4 protein-coding genes are annotated in these 2,301 nt (G+C 33.2%); all 4 read right to left on the reverse strand.

Annotated elements, in window-relative coordinates; genetic code table 11:
* On the reverse strand, nt 1-273 hold a 273-nt coding region (locus ACP5Q2_RS09810), incomplete at its 3' end, for a type I restriction enzyme HsdR N-terminal domain-containing protein (RefSeq protein ID WP_428099599.1).
* 22 nt (nt 274-295) lie between these two features.
* On the reverse strand, nt 296-541 hold the full coding sequence (locus tag ACP5Q2_RS09815) for a hypothetical protein (protein WP_428099601.1): 246 nt from the start codon (nt 539-541) through the stop codon (nt 296-298).
* A gap of 374 nt (nt 542-915) precedes the next feature.
* Nucleotides 916-1,941 carry a mechanosensitive ion channel family protein gene (locus ACP5Q2_RS09820; protein ID WP_424606242.1) on the reverse strand — a complete coding sequence of 342 codons (1,026 nt, stop codon included), beginning with the start codon at nt 1,939-1,941 and terminating at the stop codon, nt 916-918.
* 9 nt (nt 1,942-1,950) lie between these two features.
* The coding region (locus tag ACP5Q2_RS09825; RefSeq protein WP_428099605.1) for an SPOR domain-containing protein at nt 1,951-2,301 on the reverse strand (351 nt) is incomplete at its 5' end.

The raw sequence follows: 2,301 nt of genomic DNA on the forward strand, positions 1-2,301 counted from the left end.
GCCAGAATCTCTTGAGCCAAAACGAACCACTCTTTCAATATCTATTCTTTCTTTCGGATAGTTATATTCATTCAACAATCTATAAACCCAGAGTTGCCTCACGATTTCTTCGGGCTTTGCAAGCTTGTATCTATCTTTTATCTGGCACTTGATATGAAATTTCCCATCCCGTTCTATAATCAAGCCTTCCACAGCCCTAATCTCTCTATCCGTGAAAAGAGATAGCCCGTGTTTCACATCTGAAGCTGAAAAAATCTTATTGATATTTGGCATACTAATAATCTCCAATTAAAAATCAGTATATCATTTTTTCTAATAACCTAGAAAATAGGTGCTTTTCATTATCTCCTGAAAAGATTTTTCTTAACGGCTTAAAATCTTCCTCCTGCCTGAGTTTAATTTCAAAGATACGCAATAACAACAACTCAATTATGTATTCAACCCTCTGAACTGGTGTTCCTGCTGGCCTTAATTTGTTATGCAGTCGCTTTAAGATATTATTTGTTCCGTTATCTGTGTAATGAACTGTTGAACGTCCCATAGATTAACCTTTTAAGATTTTATTTACATCTTGTAATGCTTGATAAAATTTTTGTTCTTTTTTCATATCTGTTGTCCTATTTTTTTTGATAAATATATTAAAAATATCTGGCTATTTAGCACAAAAAGGTGGTAAGTTTTTCTCCTATTTTGCCGTTTAGCTTGCAAATAACTGACCAAATCTTTTCTCATGAATCTTTTGGTCTGAATGGGATATAAAAACAGACCAGCTTTTATCACTATCGACCAGATGAAAAGCTTTTTCACTATAGGCTCCTAATTGCTTTATTAAAGTTTTATCTTGAGTATTTTATCCTTTCATATTATTATAATTTATCTTACATATTTTAAATTAATTCAAACTTTTGATAAGTATCAATTTTGCTTCATATGTATAACCCTTTGGGGGAACGGTATCTCGATATTTTCTTCTCTAAACCTTTTGAATACCGCTTTTCTAATTTCGCTTTGAATAAGAAAGTTATACTTAAATTCCTCTGCATAGCATACGAGGGTAAAATCAAGGGAGCTATCCCCAAAACCTGGATTAAATCTCACAATTGGCTCTGGATCGGCAACTAATCCCTCCACCTTACCTATGAGACTTTTTGACACTTCGATTAGAATCTTTTCCACTTTGTCAATATCTGAATCGTAGCTTACACTTATCTTTATTGGAACGGAGACTTTTTTATCGTTAAGATCAAAATTTGTTACGATACTTTGTACCAACTTTTCATTTGGCACTATGACAAAATTGTTTTGAACTGTTTTGATCCTTGTTGTCCTCCAAGTTATATCCTCCACAAACCCTTCTACTCCATTATCCATTCTAATGAAATCGCCTACTTTTATAGCCTTTTCTACTAATATATGTATCCCAGAAAAAAGGTTGGCCAAGGTATCTTTTAAAGCTAAAGCTACCGCAAGACCACCAACACCGAGAGCAGTTATAATAGGTGTAATCGAGATACCAAGATAGTTTAAAGCGATCAGTAACCCTACAACGTAGATGGTAACTTTAATAATTGCTTGTAAGAGACCTGTGTTTGGTATTGGTACGGCTTTTTCTTTTAGTGAGGTATTAAATAGCATCCCAGCCAAGTTGCCGAATGCGAAGGTGATTGATATGATGATTATAATTCTAATTATTTTGCTTGTAATTGAGATATATTGTGTAGGGATTTTTGAAAAATTTATAGCAATGTCGAGTGATAAAGCAAAAATCCACAAGAGGGATGGCTTTCTTATGGCATGTAATACTATATCATCAAGAGCTGTTTCGGTTTTTTCTGCAAACTTTAAAAAGATTTTAATAAGGCTCTTTCGAATAATGGTAAGCACCAGGAATGATACTACAAAAACAAATACTGGAAGATATAAAAGTTTTAAATAATCCATCTTATCCCTCTAATGTGTGGCCAAAATGGCATTTATACCATACTCTTTTTGGAGTTTCTCTTTTAGTTTTAAAGCATCATCTTTGGTTAAATTTCTTCCATACCTGATTCTGTACCAGATCCCTTTTTCACCCAAATCAGCTTTAACTATATATATATCTTTTAACTTGGTTTTCAGTTTTTCAGCTTCTTTTTTGGTATGTTCTTCATCTTTAAATGCCATTAGTTGGAGAGTGTAATTACCACTGCCACTTTTGACTGTTTGCTCCACTTTTGATGATGGTTCTTTTGGTTTGGATGTTGGTTCCTTATGATCAGTTTCCTTTTTTGGTTTAATTATTTGTTTTGAATTTGTATTAGG

It is taken from the genome of Calditerrivibrio sp. (genome assembly GCF_049968475.1).
GTDB lineage: Bacteria > Chrysiogenota > Deferribacteres > Deferribacterales > Calditerrivibrionaceae > Calditerrivibrio > Calditerrivibrio nitroreducens_A.

Bases quoted from the DNA above. Each gene is read 5' to 3' on its own strand.
- ACP5Q2_RS09820 (WP_424606242.1), bottom strand. From the start codon at position 1,941: ATGGATTATTTAAAACTTTTATATCTTCCAGTATTTGTTTTTGTAGTA.
- ACP5Q2_RS09815 (WP_428099601.1), bottom strand. From the start codon at position 541: ATGGGACGTTCAACAGTTCATTACACAGATAACGGAACAAATAATATC.